At 64.3% G+C, this 22,884-nt stretch carries 21 protein-coding genes; 10 read left to right on the top strand and 11 right to left on the bottom strand.

Translation table 11 applies throughout. The features are described from left to right. Nucleotides 1–196 precede the first annotated feature (196 nt). The 4 genes from C2U30_RS09605 to C2U30_RS09590 are packed head-to-tail and all read right to left on the bottom strand — an operon-like array spanning nucleotide 197 to nucleotide 3,927. Nucleotides 197–469 (bottom strand): DUF2933 domain-containing protein, encoded by a 273-nt coding sequence (locus C2U30_RS09605; RefSeq protein WP_006226242.1) that lies wholly within the window; start codon nucleotides 467–469, stop codon nucleotides 197–199. Between the two features lie 33 nt (nucleotides 470–502). Then, entirely contained in the window at nucleotides 503–988 is a 486-nt protein-coding gene (locus C2U30_RS09600) for a DUF411 domain-containing protein (RefSeq protein ID WP_034137595.1), read from the bottom strand. A gap of 37 nt (nucleotides 989–1,025) precedes the next feature. Further along, the gene (locus C2U30_RS09595) at nucleotides 1,026–2,009 is read right to left on the bottom strand and encodes a copper resistance protein B (protein ID WP_173668942.1); all 984 of its coding nucleotides are present in this window, start codon (nucleotides 2,007–2,009) and stop codon (nucleotides 1,026–1,028) included. Between the two features lie 25 nt (nucleotides 2,010–2,034). After that, nucleotides 2,035–3,927 (bottom strand): copper resistance system multicopper oxidase, encoded by a 1,893-nt coding sequence (locus C2U30_RS09590; protein ID WP_103243650.1) that lies wholly within the window; start codon nucleotides 3,925–3,927, stop codon nucleotides 2,035–2,037. Nucleotides 3,928–4,178: 251 nt separating this feature from the next. Between C2U30_RS09590 and C2U30_RS09585 the strand changes: the two genes are divergently transcribed. The 9 genes from C2U30_RS09585 (at nucleotide 4,179) to C2U30_RS09545 (ending at nucleotide 15,239) form a co-directional block, all read left to right on the top strand. Continuing rightward, nucleotides 4,179–4,871, top strand: coding sequence for a heavy metal response regulator transcription factor (locus C2U30_RS09585; protein WP_034137596.1), 693 nt, complete (start codon nucleotides 4,179–4,181; stop codon nucleotides 4,869–4,871). After that, nucleotides 4,843–6,279, top strand: coding sequence for a heavy metal sensor histidine kinase (locus tag C2U30_RS09580; protein WP_052198941.1), 1,437 nt, complete (start codon nucleotides 4,843–4,845; stop codon nucleotides 6,277–6,279). Before C2U30_RS09585 ends, C2U30_RS09580 begins: the two co-directional genes overlap by 29 nt. Nucleotides 6,280–6,916: 637 nt before the next feature. Continuing rightward, entirely contained in the window at nucleotides 6,917–7,243 is a 327-nt protein-coding gene (locus C2U30_RS09575; protein ID WP_034137597.1) for a DUF2933 domain-containing protein, read from the top strand. An 18-nt stretch (nucleotides 7,244–7,261) separates the two neighbouring features. Beyond that, nucleotides 7,262–7,561: a heavy-metal-associated domain-containing protein gene (locus C2U30_RS09570; protein WP_034137598.1), complete on the top strand. Its 300-nt coding sequence runs from the start codon at nucleotides 7,262–7,264 to the stop codon at nucleotides 7,559–7,561. An 8-nt stretch (nucleotides 7,562–7,569) separates the two neighbouring features. Further along, nucleotides 7,570–9,237 carry a DUF3141 domain-containing protein gene (locus C2U30_RS09565; protein WP_034137599.1) on the top strand — a complete coding sequence of 556 codons (1,668 nt, stop codon included), beginning with the start codon at nucleotides 7,570–7,572 and terminating at the stop codon, nucleotides 9,235–9,237. 83 nt (nucleotides 9,238–9,320) lie between these two features. Then, nucleotides 9,321–10,550 (top strand): acetate/propionate family kinase, encoded by a 1,230-nt coding sequence (locus C2U30_RS09560; RefSeq protein ID WP_231980862.1) that lies wholly within the window; start codon nucleotides 9,321–9,323, stop codon nucleotides 10,548–10,550. A gap of 217 nt (nucleotides 10,551–10,767) precedes the next feature. Beyond that, the gene (locus C2U30_RS09555; RefSeq protein WP_009516039.1) at nucleotides 10,768–11,220 is read left to right on the top strand and encodes a MerR family transcriptional regulator; all 453 of its coding nucleotides are present in this window, start codon (nucleotides 10,768–10,770) and stop codon (nucleotides 11,218–11,220) included. A 154-nt stretch (nucleotides 11,221–11,374) separates the two neighbouring features. Continuing rightward, nucleotides 11,375–12,703, top strand: coding sequence for an SAM-dependent methyltransferase (locus C2U30_RS09550; RefSeq protein ID WP_034137600.1), 1,329 nt, complete (start codon nucleotides 11,375–11,377; stop codon nucleotides 12,701–12,703). Between the two features lie 106 nt (nucleotides 12,704–12,809). Beyond that, nucleotides 12,810–15,239 carry a xylulose 5-phosphate 3-epimerase gene (locus C2U30_RS09545; protein WP_034137601.1) on the top strand — a complete coding sequence of 810 codons (2,430 nt, stop codon included), beginning with the start codon at nucleotides 12,810–12,812 and terminating at the stop codon, nucleotides 15,237–15,239. Nucleotides 15,240–15,414: 175 nt separating this feature from the next. On the opposite strand, the gene C2U30_RS09540 is transcribed toward C2U30_RS09545, so the two are convergent. Further along, a complete protein-coding gene (locus tag C2U30_RS09540; RefSeq protein WP_034137602.1) occupies nucleotides 15,415–16,017 on the bottom strand; it encodes a TetR family transcriptional regulator in 603 nt (200 codons plus the stop codon). Nucleotides 16,018–16,122: 105 nt separating this feature from the next. On the opposite strand from C2U30_RS09540, the gene C2U30_RS09535 reads away from it, so the two are divergent. Then, on the top strand, nucleotides 16,123–16,953 hold the full coding sequence (locus C2U30_RS09535; protein ID WP_003090276.1) for an SDR family oxidoreductase: 831 nt from the start codon (nucleotides 16,123–16,125) through the stop codon (nucleotides 16,951–16,953). 8 nt (nucleotides 16,954–16,961) lie between these two features. Here the strand turns inward: C2U30_RS09535 and C2U30_RS09530 are convergent, their stop codons facing one another. Genes C2U30_RS09530 through C2U30_RS09505 form a run of 6 tightly spaced genes read right to left on the bottom strand, consistent with a single transcriptional unit; the run spans nucleotide 16,962 to nucleotide 22,846 of the window. Then, nucleotides 16,962–18,224, bottom strand: coding sequence for an MgtC/SapB family protein (locus C2U30_RS09530; protein WP_023098523.1), 1,263 nt, complete (start codon nucleotides 18,222–18,224; stop codon nucleotides 16,962–16,964). After that, complete coding sequence (locus C2U30_RS09525) at nucleotides 18,221–19,276, bottom strand: type II glyceraldehyde-3-phosphate dehydrogenase (RefSeq protein ID WP_023098524.1); 1,056 nt, start codon at nucleotides 19,274–19,276, stop codon at nucleotides 18,221–18,223. The genes C2U30_RS09530 and C2U30_RS09525 overlap by 4 nt, the downstream gene beginning before the upstream one ends. 27 nt (nucleotides 19,277–19,303) lie before the next feature. Next, the gene (locus C2U30_RS09520) at nucleotides 19,304–20,926 is read right to left on the bottom strand and encodes an ABC1 kinase family protein (RefSeq protein ID WP_034137603.1); all 1,623 of its coding nucleotides are present in this window, start codon (nucleotides 20,924–20,926) and stop codon (nucleotides 19,304–19,306) included. Then, complete coding sequence (locus C2U30_RS09515; protein ID WP_034137604.1) at nucleotides 20,923–21,954, bottom strand: hydroxyacid dehydrogenase; 1,032 nt, start codon at nucleotides 21,952–21,954, stop codon at nucleotides 20,923–20,925. Before C2U30_RS09515 ends, C2U30_RS09520 begins: the two co-directional genes overlap by 4 nt. After that, nucleotides 21,951–22,205: a hypothetical protein gene (locus C2U30_RS09510; protein ID WP_009516033.1), complete on the bottom strand. Its 255-nt coding sequence runs from the start codon at nucleotides 22,203–22,205 to the stop codon at nucleotides 21,951–21,953. Before C2U30_RS09510 ends, C2U30_RS09515 begins: the two co-directional genes overlap by 4 nt. Next, nucleotides 22,202–22,846, bottom strand: a complete 645-nt coding sequence (locus tag C2U30_RS09505) for a DUF6629 family protein (protein WP_034137605.1) — start codon at nucleotides 22,844–22,846, stop codon at nucleotides 22,202–22,204. Before C2U30_RS09505 ends, C2U30_RS09510 begins: the two co-directional genes overlap by 4 nt. Nucleotides 22,847–22,884: the final 38 nt, after the last annotated feature.

Below are 22,884 nucleotides of genomic sequence, written 5' to 3'. Positions count from 1 at the left end.
TGGTGGGTATGCGGGCCGGACGTTGTGGCACCCGCCGCCATGCCTGCGTGCTCATGTCCTGAAGACTTGCTGGGTGAATTCATAGTGACAAGTGCCCTCCGCCGTTAACTGTTGGTGTCTGGTGATCGCAGCAGGCCGCAGGCGCGCAAGGAGACAAGCGCGGCGTCGCGTGCTCGCACGGTGCGAGTGCCTCGACTCATTGCTTCTGCTCCTTGGAGGCTGCGGCACCTTCCTCACCCTGACGCGCGGCATGATCGTGTCCTCCGTGGCCGTGACCACGGTGCATGAACAGGTGCATCAGCGGACAAGCCGCCAGCAGCAGGAAGGGGAGATAGCCGGCAACATGTGCCGTGTGCTCCTTGAGCAGGAAATACGCGGCGACAGCGGCGATGATGAGGAACGCCACGCCGTAGCGCGATCGCCAGAACCGGGGACGATCGCTGGGGGTCTGTGTGTGCTGATGCTGCATGGCATATCTCCACGGAAAAGAGTTGATGGATGGTCAGAGATGCGACTGATAGACCGTGCTACTACCGTTTTTCCCGATCAGCAGCACGTCGTAGGCGTCCTTGCGTCCAACATAGGCCGGACCATCCATGCCGGGCGAACCGACCGGCATGCCTGGCGCCGCGAGGCCGATGGCCTGCGGGGCTTCGCGCAGCAAGCGTTGAATGTCCGAGGCAGGCACATGACCCTCGATGGCATAGCCGCCGATCTGCGCCGTGTGGCACGAACCGTACTTCTGCGGGATGCCCAGCCGCGTGCGCGCTGCCGTGTTCCCGGTGTCAAGAACCTGCACATCGAAGCCTGCGCCTTGCAGGTGTGAGACCCAGTCCTTGCAGCAACCGCATCTCGGGTCCTTCCACACCTTGGCGATCGGTCGGCTCTGCGCCAGGCTCGGTCCTGCGAGTGCCATCACCAACAAGCCAGCGATCAATGCTTGGCGTCTCGGCACTTTGCCCTGGCTTCTGTCGTAGTGCATGTTCATAGATTGCCTCTCATCAGATGATCAAACCCACAAGGTTCTAGAACCAGAATCGCACGCCAGCCACCCAGCGCGTCTGCTGCGCGCGGCCACCTTCGGCACGCACATAGTCCGCTGTGCGTCCGAAGCTGCCCGCCCGTTCCACGCCGATGTAGGGAGCGAACTGGCGACTGAATTCATAGCGCAGGCGCAAGCCAGCAGACGCTTCGGCCAAGCCCTTGCCGATACCGCGTTCCGGGTCGTCCTTGCCATAGAACTGCAATTCGGCACGAGGCTCCAGAATCAGTCGCTGGGTCAGCAGCAGCTCGTAGCTGCCTTCGACACGCAGCGCCGTACGTCCGCCACTTCCCACGTAGCCCGTCGCCTCCAGCTCGAACCAGTAGGGGGCGAGGCCCTGGATGCCGAAAGCCAACCATTGACGGCTCGGGCCTTCTCCGTTATCCACCCGAACGCCGAGCTGGGTGTCCCAGTACGGTGCGACGGCGTGCCCCCAGAGAAGCTCGGTACGCGATTCTTCGAGCTTTCCTTTGGCGATATCGCCTTCGGCCTTCACGACGGCCTTGTTGTAGGTCGTCCCATACCAAGCCTGGAGGTCGTAGGCCGTGGAATCGTCCCCTTTGCGCGTGAAGCGGCGTTCCAGGGTTTCGCCGCGCAACGAGAAGAACCTGTGTTCGTCGGCCAGCATCAGCCGCGGCACACCGGGTACGGCGTAGTCGCCCGATCCCAATGTCAGGCCATTGGAGTAGCCATGCGGATCGCGGGCGTCAGGAGGCGCCGACCCGCCCTGCATCTGCATGTTGCCGTGATCCATGGCCGGGGCCGCAGCCGTGTCGCTCGCCGGCGCCGTGTGACCCGCGTGCGGGTCGGCAGCGGCAGGAGGTGCGGACCGAGTGGATGGCACGGCTGTCTGGGTGTCGGCCTGGCCGTGCGCTGCATGGTCGTTCTGTGCTTGTGCCTGGGCGGCGACGCTTACCAGCGCCAGGAGCGTCGTGGCCAGTGCGCGAGTGGGGAGTGCTTTGGACATTCTTGGTCTTCCTTGTGCGCTGGGTTCAAGACACCACGACTTCGCGGAACATGCCGGCATCCATGTGGAACATCAGGTGGCAGTGCCAAGCCCAGCGGCCGAGCGCGTCGGCTGTCACAAGGAAGCTGATGCGTTGTGCCGGTTGTACCGGCAGGGTGTGGCGGCGCGCAAGGAAGCGACCGTCGGGGCTTTCCAGCTCGCTCCACATGCCGTGCAGGTGCATGGGATGGGTCATCATCGTGTCGTTGTGCAAAATGACCCGCAGCCGCTCGCCGTGTTTGAAGTGCACCGGCGTGGACTTTCCGAACTCCAGCCCGTCCAGGGACCATGCGTAGCGTTCCATGTTGCCCGTAAGGTGCAATTCGACCTCCCGGCCAGGGCCTCTCTTGTCCAGCGGCCCCGACGGGGTATGCAGATCCGCGAGGGTCAACACGCGCCGACCGTTGTTGCGCAGTCCAATGCCGGGGTCATCGAGGTTGGTGCGCGCCATGTCAACGCGCATGTCCGTGCTGGCGCCATACTCGGTGCGAGCGTGGCGAGCAGTAGTGCTGGGCACGGCCAGTCCCCCCGCAGCCGCGGCGTGTTGGCTGTGATCCATCGCCATGCCACCGTGGTTCATGGCGCCGTGGTTCATGCCAGCCATCGCCCCATGATCCATCCCGGACATCGAACCCGAGCCCATCCCAGTCATCCCCGTCATGCCCGTCATCCCGGTCATCTCCATGGCCTGGCCGGACCCGCCATGGTCCATGCCCCCCATCATGCCGCCCATCATGTCGTTCATGGTCAGCCATTCGACCGGATCGAGGGCAGGCACGGGAGCTTGAAGACCTTCACGCACGGCCAGCGTGGCCCGCGCGTAGCCTGTCCGGTCCATCGCCTGAGCGAAGATCGTGTAAGCGTCATCCCGTGGCTGGACGATCACGTCGACGGTTTCGCCCGGACCGAATCGGAACTCATCGACGGTCACCGGCTCCACGTCAACACCATCGACGTGCACCACCGTGAGTTTCAGTCCGGGAATGCGTACGTCGTAGAAGGTGTTGCCCGCACCGTTGACCATGCGCAGCCGCACGCGCTCACCCGGTCGGAACAGCGCCGTCCAATTCCCGGCGGGGGTGACGCCGTTTGCCAGATAGGTCAGCGTGGCGGCAGACAGATCGGCGAGATCCGTCGGGTTCATCCGCATCTCGTTCCACATCTTGCGCTTGTCGATCGCAGCGGCCATGCCGTCGCGCGAGGCGTCCCGGAAGAAGTCGAAGACGGTAGGTTGGTTGTAGTTGTAGTAGTCGCTTTGGGACTTGAGCTTGGTGAACACCCGCATCGGGTCTTCGTCGGTCCAATCCGAGAACAGCAGCACGTGGTCACGGTCGGCGCGGATGGTCTCGGCGCCAGCGGGGTCGATGATGATCGCCCCGTACATGCCCGTGAGTTCCTGGAAGCCGGAGTGCGAGTGGTACCAGTAGGAGCCGCTTTGCTGAACCTTGAAGCGGTACGTGAAGGTCTCGCCGGGAGCGATGCCATTGAAGCTGATGCCCGGCACTCCATCCATCTGATACGGCAGGATGATCCCGTGCCAGTGGATGGATGTGGATTCACGCAGCTTGTTGGTCACGCGGATGGTGACGGTGTCGCCCTCGCGCCAACGCAATGTCGGTGCCGGCAGCGAGCCGTTGATGGTCGTAGCCACGCCTGGCTTGCCCGTGAAGTTCACGGGCGATTCGGCGATCACCAAGTCGAACTCGGTGCCCTTCAGCACCGGAGCGGCACCGCGCGTAGCGGAGCCCTGCTGGGCGAATGCCCTGAGCGCTGGCGTGGACAGGCCGGCCAGGACGCCGCCAGCGGCCAGCCCCTGAACAAAACGCCGGCGAGACAGGCCCAGGGGGTGGGCGATATGAAAGGGCGAACGAGGCGACATGGCCTGAAATCCTCCAAAGATGACTTGAAAGTCGTTCTCAGTGCCCCCGTCCTGGGCGGCACAGTTCGACGCAATGCAGGTTATGCTATGGGTTGGGCACTTTCCAGCGAATGACCCTTGAATTACATTTATGTAATGGTCGCGTCATGTTCGTGGAAGGTGGCGGCCGGTAAATTGCTGACCAGAATCAAATGGATGAATCATCGTGAGCGGACAAATTCCTTACGCCGCAGCGATTCATGGGGCATGCGATGAAGTTGCTGGTCGTCGAAGACGAGAACAAGACTGCGGATTACGTCCGCCAAGGTCTCATGGAGGCAGGGTTCGTGGTGGACCTGGCGCGCAACGGATTGGACGGACACCACCTGGCCATGGGCGAGACATACGATCTGGTGGTCTTGGATGTCATGCTGCCGGATGTCGATGGCTGGCGCATCGTGCGTGCCCTTCGAGATGCCGGTAAACAGGTCCCTGTGCTCTTTCTGACGGCGCGTGGCGGTGTAGACGACCGTGTCAAGGGATTGGAACTGGGAGCGGACGACTACCTCGTCAAGCCATTCGCGTTCTCTGAGTTGCTGGCGCGGGTGCGGACGCTGCTGCGACGCGGAAGCGCTCCGAGCCAGCCTGATCGCATCCAGGTTGCCGATTTGGTACTGGACTTGGCGCGCCGGCGCGCAACGCGCGCTGGCCAACGCATCAATCTCACCAGCAAGGAGTTCGCGTTGCTTGAGCTCCTGGCCCGTCGCCAGGGGGAGGTCCTTCCACGTTCTCTGATCGCGTCGCAGGTATGGGACATGAATTTCGACAGCGACAGCAACGTCATCGATGTAGCCATCCGCCGTCTACGCGCGAAGATCGACGATGCGTTCAATCCGAAGCTCATCCACACCGTGCGTGGAATGGGATACACGCTCGATGCGCCCGATGATGCCCCTTCGCCATAAGCCGCGGCAAAGCCGTCCAGCGTCGCTTGCATTAAGGGTCACGGCCCTGGTTGGTATTGCCACGACCTTGGTGTTTCTTGTGTTCAACTGGGTCATTCTCCGGTCGTTGGAGCACCACTTTGCTCAACAGGATGCCCACGAACTGGAGGCAGTGACAACCGCTTTGGCTCAGCCCTTGCACCAGCTTGCAAGTGACATCGCAAGCGACGAACTGAAGCAACACTTGGCCAACGCAGTCGCAGGGCATCATGGGATGACGTACGGCGTCTACGATGGGTCTGGCAATAGCATCTATGCCACGCCCGGCCCTGACCTGTCGAAACTTGCCAGTAGCAAAAAGTTGGTCAACCGCATCACCGCTGACGATTTGATCGTGTGGCAGGAGGATCAGAGGTCCTATCGAGGTGTGGTGGTACAACTGCCTGCTGACGATTCAGCGGCGTCCGGCTACCGCATCGTCGCCGCCATGGACATCGGCTTTCATCTCGACTTCCTGGCGGAGTTCAAGCGCATGCTCTGGTGGGCAACCGGCTTGGTCATGTGTCTGGCGCTCGGTGTGGCTTGGCTGGCGGTGCAGTGGGGCCACCTGCCGATTCGCAAGGTCAATGAAGAGATTCGGGCGATTCGCTCTTCAAAGCTGGATGTGAGGCTGGATCCTCGGGATGTGCCGATCGAACTGGCGGAACTGGTATTCGCCTTCAACGATATGTTGGCGAGAATCGAGGAAGGCTTCACCCGGCTATCACACTTTTCCGCAGACATCGCGCACGAGTTGCGCACGCCCGTCACCAACCTGGTCACGCAGACTCACGTGGCGCTTGGCCAGCCGCGCAGCAACGAGGAATACAGAGAAATCCTCTATTCAAATTTGGAAGAGTTTGATCGGATGGGACGCATGATTGGGGACATGCTGTTTCTTGCCCAAACGGAAAATGATCCCCGCAACTTGCGTCTGTCTACCATTGATCTGTCCGAATTGGTGCGGAGTCTGTTCGACTATTTCGAGGCGCTGGCAGAAGATAGCGGCATTACGCTTGGTGTTAAAGGGGCGATCGGCAGCATAGCGGCGGATCGGGAAATGCTCACCCGGGCGCTGAACAATCTTCTCTCGAATGCAATTCGACACACGCCTCGCGGCAAGAGCATCACGGTCTTGCTTTCGCAGGATGAGCAGTGGACAACGATCAGTGTGGTCAATCCGGGTGAGAGAATTCCTGAGCCCGATCTACCAAAGCTCTTCAACCGCTTCTACCGAGTTGATCCGGCACGGCAACGAAATACGGCGGGCGCCGGTCTTGGCCTTGCCATCGTGAAATCGATTGCGGAGGCACATGGTGGCTCCGTTGCCGTGACCTCCAGTGAGCTTGTCACCAGGTTTGACTTGGTATTGCCCCATCTGCGGCAGTAGTCCGAGGGCGCTGCGGTCCGTCCAGCCAACTGGCGTATCTCTTTGCCTGATTCTGGGATCTACCCGGCCGGCCACGTTGCTACGCGAGCGGGACATTTTTTCTCCGTGACTGCCACGTGCCCAGTCCTAGCGGCAAGCGCCGACATCATGCGCTTGTGTATCCCATCGCTACGTCCACACCGCACGCGAGGGCCTTTGCTCGGCCGCGATCCGGTCACAGTTCCGGACACCGTTCGTAGATAGCCTCCGATCGGTGCCGAACGTCTGCCTGCTCGGCACATCTGTCGCGCGCTCACTTGGCGGTGTGCGCTGAGCCCCTGAGGTGAGCTGGTCTGCTAGTTCGCTGCGCGGGGTATGTACCCCGTAGCTGGGTACAGAGAGTCTTTTTGATCAAGATCAAGGTACTGCCTTTACCTCAGCTCTATGCTGAGCTTAACAAGCCACATTTGGCACGGGTCGATCATGCTCAGAAACTATCGAGGACTTTCTAGCCCGGGGCCATGGAAATCTCCGGTGTTCAGCCCCATTCTTCTGGCATACCATGTCTCATGGATGGGCCTGATCTGCGCCCTGCACGGCACTCGAATGCGGGAATCTCGCCAATCGACAAGGGTCAACTTCACGAAGGAGCATCGCCATGAATATTCCGCCCGATCGAAGTAAGAGCACAGGAAACAGCCCGAACTGGTCTCGTATCAACCAGTGGCTGCTGTGGCTCGGCCTCGCCGCCGCCGTTGCCTGGATGTTCTACCGCCACAACGCCCATCTTCTGCAACTGCTTCCCTTCCTCTTCATCCTCGCCTGTCCGTTGATGCACATCTTCGGCCATGGCAGTCACGGCGCACATGGTGGTCATGACCATCAAGATCAGCCGCCTCGGGGCGATGAAGAGGGTTCGCCTGCGCGCCAATCAGACGACCGGAGCCGCCCGAAATCCGTCGGCCAGTCCGGGCACCACCACTGAAACCACCGGAGCATCATCATGGAAACCATCGAACTCAAGGTTGCCGGCATGACCTGCGCCTCCTGCGCGAACTCGGTCAGCAAGGCGCTCAAGCGCGTAGCTGGTGTGCAAGACGTGCATGTCGATCTCGCTCGCGGCACAGCGAGTGTCACCGGCGACCAGACGGCCCAGAAGACGCCTGAGCTGATCGCGGCCTTAGCTGCCGCGGGCTACGAGGCATCCGCTGATTCCTCGCCGGGCATTGCGGCGGGTGCCGGTGCCTCCCATGCGCCGGCCGCTGCCCGTTCAAAGGGGCATGGCGGCTGCTGCTGCCGCTGATCGACGCCATGGACGCACGCACGAACTCCCAGGGTATCGCCGCCGCACCGCTTGGGCTCTTTGCTGCCTACTGGGGCGACATGCTGTGGCGGACCGTCGCGTCCGGCGAAGCGCTGAGACAGCGCGCCAACAACATGACCGAACACGAAGCGGCGGGTATGCCGCCGCTGCTCCACTTCGAGTCAGAGCAGGTGGCTGACGGCCACGACTTGCAACCGGCGAGCAACTACCGGCTCCTGCGCGTCACTCGCTGTGGCACTGACGCCTTGGAGAAGCATGTGCGCAAAGGCGCCGCGCCGGTGCTGGTCGTCGATCCACGCGCCGGCCATGGCCCTGGCATTGGCGGCTTCAAACGCGATTCTGAAGTTGGCATGGCACTGCTCGAAGGCCATCCGGTGTACTTCGTGGTGTTCGATCCAGAGCCCGTCGAGGGACAGACGATGGGCGCGGTGGTGCAGACACTGGCTGCGTTCATCGACATCGTGGCCAAGCGCCACCGAGGAAAGGCCCCGATCGTCTATGGCAACTGCCAAGGCGGTTGGGCGATCACACTGGCACTGTCACATTGCGAGCACCGCGCCGCGTTGGCGGTGTTGAACGGCTCGCCGTTGTCGTACTGGGCAGGCGAGAGAGGCATCAACCCCATGCGACTGCTCGGTGGGTTCACGGGCGGCATCTGGCCAGCGCACTGGGTCTCGGACCTCGGTGCCGGGCGCTTCGATGGCGCCTGGCTGGTCCAGAACTTCGAGGCGTTGCGGCCCGAGGGCGTGTTCAATAAATACGACACGCTGTTCGCGCAACCGGAGATCGAGCGCGATCGCTTCCTGGAGTTCGAGCGCTGGTGGAATGGCTTCTACCAACTTGCCCGCGAGGAAATGCTGTCGATTGCAGGCGATCTTTTCGTCGGCAATCATCTGGAGCAGGGCGAGGTCGTCGTCGATGGCCACTGCCGCGCGGATCTGAGACGCGTTGGCGCGCCCCTGATGATCTTCTGCTCCAACGGGGACAACATCACGCCCCCCCATCAGGCGCTTGGCTGGCTCAAGGCAGTCTATCCAACGACCGCGGACCTGGTCGCTGCAGGCCAGCGCGTCGTCTACCTGATGCACCAGCACGTGGGCCACCTCGGGATATTCGTCTCCGCCGCAGTGGCGCGACGGGAGCATCGTGCCATCTTGCATCATGCCGATTCGATCCAGGCGCTCGATCCCGGTTTCTACGAGATGGTTCTGGATGACAGCACCTCTGCGGAGTCGGCCGCCGGCGCGCGGTTCGAGCCCCGGCGGCTGGAAGACCTGCCCTTCGACGCCATCCCCGCTGGGTTCGACAAGGTCGAGGCGCTTTCGGAGGCTACCGAGCGCTTCTATGCGCAGTGGGTGTCACCGTGGGTCCGCTTCGTCGTCACCCCCGAATCGGCCCGTGCTCTTCGTGCGCTGCATCCGATGCGCGTCAGCCGCAAGGTCTGGTCTGAACAGATGACGCCAGCTCTCGCGCTGCTACCTTGGATGCAGCGATGGCTTGAGCAGTGGGGGGCGCAGGATCCCCATCGGACGGTCAATCCCTGGTATCAGTTGGAACGCGCGGGTGCAGACGTGGTTGAACAGGCGATGCAGTCGTGGCGCCGGGTCCGCGATCTGTGGGCGGAGCTTGTGTTCGAGCAGACCTATGCGAATTGAACGATCGCGTTGCGTCGTTCTGACGCCTGCCCCGCCAGCGGCGGTGCCCCATCGCCAGGCCGATGGACTGGGCTGGTGGACCATTGTCCCGTTCTCGCTGGGTGCTGTCCTGCCTTTCCAGCGCACGCACGCAGCCAATGGTGGTGGCGTTGGCGCCGACTGCGCTGACCGGGGCTGACATGCGCGTCCTCGCCATCAATGCCGGTAGCGCGACGCTCAAGTTCGGGGTCTTCGTATCGGACTCCACTGTCTCCGTGATCGAGCCGGCGATCGATCATCCCGCAGTTGATGCTGCCGCGTTCGAGAAGATCGAGCGCCAGCTGCGCAGGGCTGGCGTGACATCGCTCGATGGTATCGGCCACCGTGTCGCACACGGTGGCCCCCTGTTGAGCGACGCAGCTCTTGTGGATGAGCAGGTCGAGCACGAGATTGGCCAGGCTGCGGTTCTGGCTCCGCAGCACAATCCCGTCGCACTGGCTGGCATACGGCTCGCGCGCGAGCGTTGGCCCGGCGTGCGCCACGTCGCGGTCTTCGACACCGCTTTCCATGACGACATGCCCGAATACGCCCATTCCTATGCTGTTCCGCCATCGTGGCGCGCGGCAGGGGTACGGAGATACGGCTTCCATGGCCTGTCCCACCAGGGTGTACTGGCCGCCGTCAGCACCGAGCTGAAACGGCCGCCGTCAGAACTTCGTATCGTGAGCTGCCACATTGGAAGCGGCGCCAGCGTCTGCGCGATCGATCGAGGAAGGTCGATCGATACATCGATGGGAATGACCGCGCTTGAAGGTCTTGTGATGGGCACGCGCTGTGGAGACCTCGACCCTGGCGTACCCGGCTTCGTCGCACGCGCACTGGGTTTGACGTTGGCGCAGATCGAGGCGGCGCTTTACAGCGACAGTGGACTCAAAGGATTGTCGGGTGAGAGTTCGGACCTGCGGATTGTGGAGAAGCGCGCGGGAGAAGGAGTCGCAGCCGCCCAACTGGCATTGCAGGTACACGCGTACCGCGTGCGCAAGTACATCGGCGCCTACGCCGCCGCGATAGGCGGTTGCGATGCTGTGGCCTTCACTGGCGGAGCTGGAGAAAATTCGGCCGCGTTGCGTCGGCGCATCGTTGATGGCCTGGAGTTCATCGGCCTGGAACTAGACGAAGAGCGCAATCGCGCCTACTCGCCCAACACTGAAGTCGCCCAGTTGCAGTCATCCCGATCCGCCGTCGCCGTGCTGGTGGTTCAAGCACGCGAGCAGTTAGCGATCGCGCGTGAGACGTTCCGAACGCTGAATGACCAGGCAAGTGGTTTGGTATAGGCAATGAACTGGGACAAGACCACGATAAGTCTTCCTCCGGGCCGGGAGCCACGCCCGTTGATGCTCGCGCCGAAGATGGTCCAGTTGCCCATCCAACCGCACGTTGAAGGAAGAAACGGAGCGGTTCAGACACCGGGCCCTTGACCCATGTGCAGCACCTGGGTTCAAACTCGCTCGAAAGTGAAGGGATTCAAGACAACCTTGCTGGAGGATGGTGATGCAACTCATTGAATGCGCCAAGGCGGCAGGCGTCACACCGGACACGTTGCGTCACTACCTTCGGGTGGGGCTTGTGGTGCCCGATGGCCGGGGCACGAACGGCTACCGCGCATTCTCGGATCGAAGCGTCGCCCGGGTGCGTTTCATACGCAATGCATTGGCCCTCGGCTTCACGCTCAAGGACGCTGCAGAGTTTGTCGAGATGAGCCAGCGGGGTGCATCGCCTTGTCCGCGCGCGCGGGCGCTGCTGAGCGAACGGCTTGACGAGCAGGCCCGGCGGCTGAAGGAGGCGACGGATTTGCATCGCCGCATGCAGCAGGCAGAGCGCGACTGGAAGCGGCTGCCGGACGGCGTCCCGGATGGCCATTCCGTCTGCGGCTTGATCGAAGGAGCGGATGCGGACGTTCAGCGCAATTCGGTGCGCGCGAAGTCCCGTCGTGTACGCGCATGAATCGCTCTGATCATCGTCGACATTCCCCGGCATCACGACGCTCTACGTACATGCGGTGCAGCGGTTGTGGTCGTGCCGATCACGCCAGCGCCAAGTGTGAGTCGTCTATCCACTTCGCAGCATCCGCTGCACACGAGCGAGCGAGGCGCCCCCGATGAGCCACCTCACGACACGGGATCGAACCGTATCGCCCGACGGATATGCCGCCGCGCTACGGATCTTGCGCCGGCTGCTGGCCGGCATCGAGCGCCCGCCGGCGTTGCGTCTGGGCGATATGCTCTTGCACGAGCTCGAATCGCACCCGGAATACACCCTGATCATCCGTGACCCGGGCCTGCTGCGTCGCTTGGTCCTGCGCCCGGATCCGCTGCTGCTGGCGGAAGCCTATTTCCGCGGCACCATCGACATTGAGGGAGACCTGTACACCGCGCTCGGGCTCAAGGCGCATTTCGAGAAGTTTTCGCTCTCTTGGCGCGACAAACTGGCCCTGTTGCGCGACGCACTGCTGCTGCGCGTGTCCGACCAGGACGGGTTGAAGCCCTCGCGGAGTCTGGCCTCGCGCGTCGCACGTCGCTTCTCCCATCGCCATTCGCGTCAAACCGATCAGGCCGCGATCTCCTTTCACTACGATGTGTCCAACGCGTTCTATGGCCTCTGGCTCGATGCCGAGAGGGTCTACTCATGTGGCTATTTCAAGGCGACGGATGACACGCTGGACCAGGCTCAGTGCAACAAGCTGGAGCACATCTGCCGCAAGCTGCGTCTGCAGCGAGGCGAACGCCTGCTCGACATCGGCTGCGGCTGGGGCGCGCTCGTATGCTGGGCGGCAAGAGAACATGGCGTCCGTGCGCACGGCATCACGCTCAGCCAACAGCAACTCGAATACGCGCGCGAGCGCATCCGCTCGGAGGGCCTGCAGGATCTCGTCACTGTTGAACTGCGCGACTACCGTGACCTCGAAGGCACGGCCGTTTTCGACAAGGTGTCAAGCATTGGCATGTTCGAGCACGTGGGACTCGCGAACCTAGCGGCCTACTACGCCGTGGTCCAGCGGGTTTTGCGGCCAGGAGGACTCTTCCTCAACCATGGGATCACCCATGACGAGGAGGGCTGGAACCGAACCGTCGCGACCGAGTTCATCAACCGCTACGTCTTCCCCGACGGCGAATTGGACTGCGTCAGCAATATCCAGCTAGGGATGGAGCGCTCCGGCTTCGAGATCCATGACGTCGAAGGTCTTCGACCCCACTACGCGCTGACCTTGCGTCATTGGGTCCAGCGGCTCGAAGCGCGCCGGGAGGAGGCCTTGCGGGAGGTCGATGAGGTGACCTTCCGCATCTGGCGCTTGTACATGGCGGCGTGTGCACTGGAATTCGAGGCCGGGGGAACTGGGATCTACCAGATCGTCGCGTCCAAACGCGACGGCGGAAGCTGGCCCGTGCCCTTGACCCGCTCTGATCTTTATGGAGAACACCAGCCATGAACGCTAGATGGCCGTGCCGCTGGCGCGCGAAAGACGATCGCAGACGCCAGCCTTCCCAATCTCGCCGTCGCGCTTACCTGCGTGCCGGCTCTCAAGGACTTTCCACATGAACCACGAGCTTCCCTGGGTCGCCGAGCGCGTCCGCGTGTTCCGCGAGTCTGATCCCGAGTTCGCCCGCTGGGCGCGCGGCCACGGCCCCATCACCCACAACGATCTCACGCAACTGCGAGTCCACGATCTCGCACAGGTGCTGGTTGCCGAAGGCAAGGCGAGCGACACAACCGCGGTGTATCGCACGCTGTGGGCGGCGGACCGCCTGGCCGTGGCAGGCATGTGGTTGACGGTTCACATGACCTATGCCGACCGGGTCTATCCCGATGGCCGGGGGATGAGAGCCGAGGATTTCAAGGAGACGCCGGAGGGGCATACCGGTGGGTCGCTGAACATCGTGCCGGCCTATGTCGGCTACCTGGCCGCGAACGCGCTCAGTGGGTTGACGCGTGGCTGGTTGATGGGCCAGGGCCATTGCGTCGCGGGCATCGATGCCTGCAACCTTCTGGTGGGCAACATGACGCCGCGCCACGCCGAGAGATACGACCGCAGCGAAAGCGGCCTCACGCGCTTTGCCCGGGATTTCTATAGCTACGCGATCGACGCACAGGGGCGTCCCGCCTCGCCGCTGGGCAGCCACGTCGGCCCGAATACGGCAGGCGGTCTGTCCGAGGGCGGCTATCTCGGCTTTGCCGAACTGCAGTACGTGCACATGCCCTTGCCCGGCGAGCGGCTGGTGGTGTTCCTCAGCGACGGCGCTTTCGAGGAGCAGCGTGGCAGTGACTGGGCGCCGCGCTGGTGGCGGGCAGAAGACAGCGGCTTCGTGGCTCCGTTCATGATCCTCAACGGTCGCCGCATCGAACAGCGCAGCACCATGCAGCAGCAGGGGGGCCGAGAATGGTTCCACCAGCATCTGCGGCTGAACGGCTTCGACCCGATGGAGATCGACGGCACCGACCCCGCCGCGTTCGCCTGGGCCGTTCACGCGATGGAGGAGCGGTTGTCGGCCTGCGCGGCTGGAGTTTCGCAGGGCACCGTTCAGTACCCGGTACCCCTCCACTACACCATCGCCGAAGCGCCCAAGGGATTCGGCTTCCCCGGTGCTGGAACCAATGCCGCGCACAACCTCCCGCTGGAGGGGAACCCCCGGGTCGACCAGATAGCGCTTCAGCAATTCAACGAGGGTGCTCGCGCTCTCTTCGTGCCGTCGCACGAACTCGACGAAGCGGTGGCACTACTGTGCCAGCACGAAGTGCAGCATCGTCCCCTGGAGCGGGACCATGCCCTGGCGCACCGCCAGGTGGCGGCCCCCAGACTTCCGGTTCCGCAGTGGCATGTTGCGGGCCAGGGCGAGGTCTCGCCAATGGCGGCACTCGACGGAGCCTTCGCGGCCCTCGTCCAAGCCAACCCACAGCTGCGTCCGCGGGTGGGCAATCCGGACGAGCTGCGCAGCAACCGCATGGGCCAGACATTGGACCTGCTCAAACACCGCGTCTTCACGCCCGAACCGGGCCTGGCGGAGGCCGTCGATGGCGCCGTGATCACGGCGCTCAACGAAGAAGCGGTGGTCAGCGCGGCGCTGGGCAACAAGGGCGGCATCAACTTGGTCGTCTCTTACGAGGCATTTGCCGTCAAGATGCTGGGCGCGCTGCGCCAGGAAATCCTGTTCGCGCGACATCAGGCGCAGGCAGGCACACCACCCGGATGGCTGTCGGTGGTCACGGTTGCGACGTCCCACACCTGGGAGAACGGCAAGAACGAGCAGTCGCACCAGGATCCGACGCTGGCCGAAGCGCTGTTGGGCGAAATGTCCGACACCTCGCGCGTGTTGTTCCCGGTCGATGCCAACAGTGCCGTTGCGGCGCTGCGCGCGGCCTACGCCTCGCATGGCCAGTTCTGGACGCTGGTCGTTCCCAAGCGGGCCGTCGCCAGCCAGTTGAGTGCCGAGCAGGCCGAACGCTTGGTCGATCAGGGTGGTTGGGTGGTGAAGCCCTGCGACGCCCCCGAGGTGTTGCTGGTTGCCATCGGCGCATACCAGCTACAGCAGGCCCTGCTTGCGGGGCGGCGCCTCGAAGCCGCTGGACATCGGACCGCAGTGACCTGCGTCATCGAGCCGGGCCGCTTCAGAGCACCCCGCGACGAACGCGAGCAGGACTTTGTGGCCGGCGACCAGGCCTTGCGCGCCCTGTTCCCGGAGACTGCCGCCGTGCGCGTCATCGTCTCGCACATGCGACCCGAGCCGACGCTGGGCCTGATGCGCCGGATCGATACAGGGGCGCGGCAGACCCGTGCCTTGGGCTACCAGGCGCGCGGCGGAACACTCGATGTGGCCGGCATGCTGTTCGCGAACCGTTGCACGTGGGCGCACGTCGCGGCGGAGGCCGCTCAAGGGCTCGGTGTCGATCCGCAGAGCTTGCTGAGCGCCGAGGAGTGGGCGGCCGTGCAGGGGCGTGGCGACCCGCGCGTCATCACGGTCTCGGCTTAACCCCCTTCCAGCACGACCCACGACCATGCGCTGATTGCGCCGACGCACTCTGCTCCTGCATGTGCGTTGCCAGGTCGCACTGGGTTCGGATGTCTGACGAATGGCTGTGGGACCGATGGCCACGTCGCGCCTGAATGTCGTCCTCCCGTGCCAAGTAGCACTTCCTTGTCCGGGTTCAGCGCGAGGCGTCAACCATTTTCCCGCGCTGGAGGGGGGATTCGCCAGGCGACAGCATCCGCGCAATCGCCAACTGAATCGCCCGTCTGCGCGCCTCGTGCTCCTGCGAATCCCTCGCCGCCGGTGCCATGCACCACGTTTGCACGACCGTCGCTACCAGTCGCACGATCTCATCAGGCGTGAAATCCGCGGTGATGCGTCCTTCCGCCTGGGCAGCGGTGATGGCCGCATGTTTGGCTTCCAGTACGCTGTGACCGGCGGGAAGCAGGAGCACTTCTTGGCCTCGCTCCAGGTGGAACCAGGTCATGAGCCGCCATAGGTGCGGCCGCTCGGTGAGCAAATCGTAGGTGCGCCCTGCATAGCCGGGAAGATCGTCCGCATCGAAGCGCTCGTCCTGCGCCGCGGCGAGGATTTCCCGGCTGAGCACGGCGTCGAAGAGAGCCTCCTTGTCCCCGAAATGGACATAAAGCATCGGCTTGCTGATGCCTGCAGCCGCCGCGATCCGGTCAATTCGTGCCCCCGCCAGCCCGTTCTCGGCAAATTCCCCCAGCGCAGCGTCCAGCAGCATTTGCTGGGTCTCGGCGGGACGTCTCTTGGCCATGGGCCGTTACTCCTCAACAACATTTCATCCGAGCACCCATCATCGCTTGACACGGGCGCCATTAACTTACAAACTAGTTGGTAAGTAAACCACAGGAGTGCATTTATGTCCAGACATTGGTTCCTCACCGGCGCATCCAGCGGCATCGGTCGCCATCTTGCTGAAATCATCCTGGCTTCGGGGGATGACCTCACGGCCACCGTCAGGCGTCCCGAGACGCTCGACGACCTGGCAGCACGCTACGGTGACCAGCTCGTTGTCGAACGGCTCGACGTGACCGTAAAGGGGGACATCGCACCCGTGGTCCAGCGCGCCGAGGCCCGCCGCCCGGTCGATGTCCTGGTCAACAACGCCGGCGGTGGCATCATCGGCGCCACCGAAGAGTTTTCCGACGCGGACATCGAAGGGCAGATCAGCCTCAACCTGCTGGCGCCGGTGCACGTCACGCGGGCTTTCATTCCCGCCATGCGCACACGGCGAGCCGGTCGGATCATCCAAATCTCCAGCGCCAGTGGCCAAGGCTCCCTGCCGACCAGCAGTCTTTACCACGCCGCAAAATGGGGTCTGGAAGGCTTCAGCGAATGCCTTCGCCAGGAACTGGAGGGGTTTGGGGTCTTCGTCACACTCATTGAACCGGGCGGCGCACGCACGAGCTTCAGCCGCAATTTGCAGTACGCGCTGGCGAACCCCGCCTATCAGGACACGCCTGCTGGACAGATTCGCGCGATGTTCGAGAACGCGGGTGACGAGTTGTACACGCTCGATCCGCAGAAGATCGCGCACCGGATCTTCGACACGGCCACGAGCGAGAAGCCACCGCTTCGGGTGGCGCTGGGCGGTGACGCCTTCGGCGTCATCCAGGCGGCGCTCAAGGGCAGGCTGTCTGCTCTTGAAGCGCAGGAGAGTCTGGCGCGATCGGTGGCCTTCGATAGCTGATCGCTGTTTCAGGTCAAGCCCAGGGCGACGGCAAAGCCAGCAGCAGCCATGGCCGCGTACGACGGCAGCACTCTCCATGCGAGCGCCCTACCGGCCAGCGACATCAACAGGACAAGTTTGGTGACCTGATTGACGGATGCGGCGATGAACAAGGCCAGGGTGGCCGAAGCGGCGGTGACGGCGCCCTCGGTCACCAGGCGGCCAATCGAGAGCGTGATCGCATCGACGTCCACCAGACCCGAGGCAGCGGCGGTCAGCATGACGCCGGCATCCCCGAAGCGATCGGCAAGAAAGCGGCCTGCCAGCATCACCGCGGCCAGGAAGGCTGCGAACTGGAGCGCGGAGCGCAGCTGCAATGGGTTGCCAAGCTGAAGTTCGGGCAAGTCGTCGGCGGGCGACCGCGCCGCCAGGAACGTCCCCAGAACACCGCCAGCCACGGCCATGGCCACGAAGATGACCACCGGGTCCCAGCCGATGCCGGGGGCTGCGATGGCGACGAGAGCCGCCATGCGCGCAAACATGGCTGCGCAGGCGAGCGCCGCCCCCGCCGCTGCCAGTGGACGCCAGCCTGGCGTCTGCCCGGCCCAGCGCGCCAACGTGGCCGTGGTGGCGGTGCTCGACACGATCCCGCCGAGCAGCGCTGTGAATACCAGCCCTCGTTTCCTGCCGAGCGAGCGCATCAGGACGAACCCAGCGAACGACAGCACTGCCAGCAGGACAACGGCCCACCAAAGGCGATAGGGATTCAACGCCTCATAGGGGCCAAAGCCACGATCAGGGAGTACGGGCAGTACGACCACGCTGATCAACAGCAACTGCGTGCCGCTGCTGATCTCCGCCTCGGACAGCTTGCCGACGCCGGCGTGCAAGAGCTGCTTGAAACGCAGCAGCGCCAGCACGACCACGGCGGCGACCGCCGAAACGCGCCAAGCGCCACTGGTCGCCAGCGCCCCGATGGCGAAAGTCGCAAGGGCGGCGACGGACGTGGTCAGTCCCATCACGGCATGCATATGCGCCGTCACCAGGTAGCCCACCACCAGATACACCCCGACGAGTACGAGCAGCGCGATGAGCATGCCGGCTCCCCAGCGCTGGGCCAGCAGCCCGCCAAGGCCGCCGAGCAGGCCGATCAGCGCAAAGGTGCGAACGCCCGCGACGCGATGTCCCTCGGGCCGCTCGCGTTGCTGCCATCCCCGTTCCAGGCCGATCAGAAGTCCCGAAGCGAGTGCCAGCCCGAGCCCGACCAGCGCGGGATCATCGAATTCACTCATCGTCGAACCTGGACGCGGTCGCGGATGAAATCACGCTGCAGTCCCAGCGAAGCATCGGTGCGCGCCATCGACACCTGGGGATCGGTCTCGATGCCGCTCAAGGCGCGAATGGCATCGATGGTTTCGGGAATCACGATCGCCTGGTTGAAGACCTGGTAGGTGTAGTACGCCTGATCGCCTTCGACCGAAAGCACGTCCTCCCACAACGCGACCTCCCACAGGTCGCCGCGCGGGCGGCCGAGATCGGCCATCAGTTCCACCGTGCTGTTGAGGGCCACGAGACCATCCGAGGATCGCACGAACGCGATCCGTGGCGCAGCGCGAAAGGCCGCCAGCACCTCGTCGCGCGTGGCCGGCCTCGTCAGTTCGACCCACCAGGTGTGCAGGTGGCTGCTGTTGTGCGGCGCCTTGACCGCGATCGTGACGACGTCCAGGTCCGGGATCACAGTGCGCGCGTCCGGTCCCTGATGGCTGGGGATCGTCTTCTCCGGCACGAGCGTGTTGATGATGCCCTCCGCATGCGCCTCCCACGGGTCGGAAGCCCGGCGGATCAGCGTCCCGCGGGCTCGCTTGAGCAGGCCCGCTGTCCGAAGCGCCCCGAGGGTGCGCACGATCGACGTCGTGTTGCAGGACACCACCCGGGTGGAGGTGCGGCCGATCGCGGTTGCGTAGTTCTCCTGCGCGACGAACGAATGACCGGTCAACGCGTGGGACTCGCCGCCATGGAAGATGGACTTCACACCGGCAGCGTCGTACGCCCTCTTGTTGACCGCGGCGACTTTCTTGGGTGTGCAATCGACCACGACGTCCGCGTTGGCGAGCAGGTCGGCCAGATCGCCCGCGACAGGAAGCCCCGCAGCACGCATCGATTGTGCGGCTTCAGCGGTCGCCGCGTAAATCGGGAAAGCGCGCTGCGCGGCCACCTGCAGGCGATAGTCGTGCACCACATCCGCGACGCCGGCTAGCGCCATGTCCTCCTGGAGTGCGACCGCATCCGCCACCCGCTTGCCGATCACACCGTATCCGTTCACCGCCACTCTGACCTTGTTCATGCCTGACTCCTTGCTTGATGAGGCGCCTCAGCCGCGGCTGCGCGCGATGGAAAACGTGAACCGGATCGCCAGCGCATAGCCCAGCAGCGCGAGTACCGGCATGTCGCCCCAGCGCGGGCCCACGCCGTGCTGCATCAACAAGCTCGATGCGATGTACAGGCCGAGCGTCACGAGCGCCAGCGCGACGCGACGGCCGAGGCGGTCGATCCCGCTCAGCATCCTGGCATCCGGCTTGATCGACAGTTGCAGCAGGTCACCCTGCCGCAAGACGCTGTGCAGACGCCGCGCCAGCAGGGAGGGCAGGGCGTGGGCCGCGTTCCCCAGTTCATAGGGCAGACGCTGCGATGCCGCAGACTTGGGCTCGTCGAAGACGCCCGTGGTCGTGTGGCGAGAGATGGCTTCGATGATGGAAAACTCGGGTGCCAGCAGGCGCACCGTCCCTTCGAGCAACAACAGGGTACGCGTGAGCACGAGGAGGTCCCTGGGCAGCCGGACTTCCTGGGTCCGGCCCGCCGCCACGAGCTGCGCGAGAGCACCTGAGAGCGACCAGTCCTTCAGCGGCCTCTGTGCGCAGTCTGCGACCAGGGCACGCACGACAGGCACGAACACGGCCCGATCGGTGCCGTCGCCGAGCAGGCCCAGGTCGAGCCAGGCATCGACCACCCATTCGGCATCCTGCTCGACGAAGGCCAGGGCGAACGCCACCAGCGCCCGCCGCATGTTGCCGTCGACCCGGCCCACGATGCCGAAGTCGTGCAGGCATATGCGGCCATCGTCCATCACGAAGACGTTGCCGGGATGGGGGTCGCCGTGGAAGAAGCCATCGCGGAAGATCTGGGCGACGTAGCTGTCCACGAGTTTGCCCGCGGCCGCCACCGCGGTGGACGAAGGCAGACCGTGCAGGTGAGCTCCGTGGCTGAACTGCTGGACCATGACGGTCGGCGTGCACAGGCCGTCCACCACGTCGGGGATCACGATGTCGGCAGAGCCGCGCCAGGCGTCGGCGAAACGTCGCACGGAAGCTGCCTCGCGCGACAAATCCATCTCGTAGCGGAAGTTGGCCGCAACCTCGTCCACGATGGCTGCCAGCCCCCAGCGACGCAGCGAGGGCACGAGCCCCTGCATGACCAGGACGATGCGGCGCAGGATGCGCATGTCGGTCTCGGCCTGCTCGGCCGCGCCAGGGCGGCGGATCTTCACCACCACTTCCGTCCCGTCCGGCAGGGCTGCACGATGAATCTGGGCGATCGAGGCCGCGGCGAGCGCGTGCATGTCGAAGCGTGCGAAGACCTGCTGCCATGGGCGGCCGAGCGCCGCCTCGACCTCCTGGACCGCCTGCTCGGGAGGAAACGGCGCCACATTGGCCTGCAGGCTGGCCAGAGCCTCTTGCGCATCGGGCGCCAGAATGTCGGCCCGCAGGCTGAGATGCTGGCCCAGCTTCACGAAGGTCGTGCCCAATCGCTGCAGCACTTCGGCGAAGCGGTCGGCCGCCCGGTGGGTATCGCAGCGCATCAGGCCCCGGTGCCAGGCCACCCAGAGCAGGAACCCGCTCAGGGCCATAGCGATCTGCGTGGCCCGGCGCAGCGCCGAGCGTTGCGTTGGGCGGCCCGCAAGACGCACGGTGGAAACGGGGCGGTTCGGTCGCGTCATGGCTCATCCAACCTGTTGCGCAGGCGGCCCGCATGCCAGGCTGCGATGTTCGAGATGGTCTCGTCGAGGATGCGCGCGATCGCCTCCGACGTGTTGAACCCGACATGCGGTGTCACGAGCACACGCGGATGCGTCAGCAGTGGGCTGGATGCCGACCAGCCGGTATCGCAACCCAGTCCGCCGCAGCCCGTGGGCACTTCGGGAGACAGATCCCCTTCCTGTTCCAGCACGTCCAGTCCTGCTGCGGCGACGGTACCTGCCTCCAGTGCGTGCAGCAGGGCGGCCTCGTCGATGAGCGCACCCCGTGCCGTGTTGATCAGTACCATGCCCGGTTTCATGCGCGCGAAGGCCTGGCCATCGAGAAGGTGGTGCGTGGCCTGCGTGGCCGGAACATGAAGGCTCAGAACATCGCTGCTTTGCAGCATCTGCTCCCACGTCACCACACGGACGCCGGCGATGGGTGCTGCCGTGATGTCGAGCGATGGGGCGAGGGCCGGGTCGTACGCGAGAACTTCCATGCCGAAGCCCAGGGCGATACGGGCCACGTGGCGCCCGATCCGGCCCAGCCCGACGATGCCCAGCGTCTTGCCTTCCAGCTCGAAGCCGGTGAGGCCGCGGTAAGCGAAAGAACCTTGGCGCGCCCGCTCGTGGGCTTGTGTCAGATGGCGAGCCACGCCCAGCAGCAGCGCGAAGGCATGTTCGGCGACGCTGGCAGACCCATAGTCCGGCACGTGGCACACGGCAATGCCGCGTCGGCGGCAAGCCTGCAGGTCGATGTGATCGAAGCCCGCGGAGCGCGTTGCCACGAGCCGCACGCGCGGCAGCAACCGGAGCACTGATTCGTCAACGCGCGTGCGCACGAAGACGCACAGCACCTCGGTGTCTTCATCGCCGACATCGGATACCACCAGGCGTTCGTTCTGGACGAAGTGCGCGTGCCAGTGGGTCGGAAGCCTTTGCTGCAGCGCGGCCTGGTCCGCCGGTGCGATGTCGGAGAACAGAACGGACAGACGGTTTTGTGCGGTCATGAGCCCTCCTCGATTACCCGGTGCAGGGACAGGATGCAGAACGCGGCGATGAAGTGCCCGGTCTTGGTGCCTTGCGCGAGTTCCGCTTGCGCGAATACCGTCGGCAGCCGGCCGGCGACCGCATCGCGCATGGTCTCGAATCCGTCGAGCAACTGAACCGTGAAGAACGCCGCGCGGCGCATCGGGCCCTGCGTGCGGCCGCAGTCCGCGTAGGCCAGTGCGGGCTTGAATCTGGCCGGAGGATTCGTCATGGCACGGCCAGCCTCGCTCGGGGCTCACGGAACTGCCACAGCACGATGAAGCTGAGCACAGCGGCAAAGAAGCACCACACCGAGATGAACCAGGTTGCATAGAACATGTAGGCGGCGATTGCGGAGACAAAGGCGGCCACCCCAAAAGCCGCCACGCGCCGGTGGCTAGAAACCATCAGGCTTGCGCAGGTGCCGATCAGATACAGGGCCATCGTGGTCATCACGTAGAAGTGCGGAGAGTCGTAGAGGATGTGCTGGCCGACCACGCGGGCCGTGATGGGCAGCTTCACCAGCATCGCCAGCAGGTACAGACCGACGAGCGCGCCCGCGACTGCAATGGCCACCAGAACCCGACGGCGCCAACGGACGCTCTCCAGCGCCAGCGCAGCCAGCGGGACGTAGATCGGCCACAGGACGTGCGAGAAGAACGAGTAGAGATGCGTTAGCGCCACGTTCAGCAAGGGCGCGCGGTCGGGGAACGTCAGCCACAGCATGCCTTCGAGCAGTTGCTGGACCCCGAACAGCAGCGGGATGGCGGCATACGGCAGTTCGCGCCGTGAGCGGGCCCGGCGCATGGTGACGGTCCCCAGGCCCAGCAGAACCGCTGCGGACGTGAAACTGGCGGGTGCGGAAAAGCACATGGGCAGTCATCTCCCCTCGATCGTGAGCGTCATGGCGA

The organism is Aeromonas sp. ASNIH5, assembly GCF_002902865.1.
Taxonomy (GTDB): Bacteria; Pseudomonadota; Gammaproteobacteria; order Enterobacterales; family Aeromonadaceae; genus Aeromonas; species Aeromonas caviae.
This window is presented reverse-complemented; position numbering and strand designations above follow the sequence as displayed.